Below are 408 nucleotides of genomic sequence, written 5' to 3'. Positions count from 1 at the left end.
GTCCTGCACGCCGCGGTTCCACAGGTGCAGTTTAGACTCGTAGGTGAAGCTGCCCCTCATGGATGCCAGCCGCTGGGGGTCGGTGACCCAGGCGTACTTGGACAAGTCGTTGAGCTGGTGATCGACAGCGCGTGTGACGGCGGCGGCGACCCAGTCGGCGAACTGCACGTTGGAGCTCAGCGAACTGTCCACGTGCATGGGCGGTTCCACGATGCACCGCATCTCCGGAAAGTCGCCGGCTCGGCTGAAGATGTGGGCATACATCGATGCAACGCGTTCGACTCGCGTCTTCTCATTGATTTGATCGATGATCACCATGAGGTTATGCCCGTGATGGTGGGCATGGCGGGCCAGACGGTTCAGAGTCTCCCGCATGGCGTCGGCTTCGCGTTTCTCGACGTCCAGGCC

1 protein-coding gene is annotated in these 408 nt (G+C 61.8%); it reads right to left on the bottom strand.

Going from position 1 to position 408, the window contains the following annotated elements:
* Positions 1–408: DUF3800 domain-containing protein (locus tag NBZ85_RS31980; protein ID WP_261563530.1), on the bottom strand; the 408-nt coding region annotated here is incomplete at both ends.

This window comes from Frankia tisae (assembly GCF_025403405.1).
In the GTDB taxonomy this organism is placed as follows: Bacteria; Actinomycetota; Actinomycetes; order Frankiales; family Frankiaceae; genus Frankia; species Frankia tisai.
This window is presented reverse-complemented; position numbering and strand designations above follow the sequence as displayed.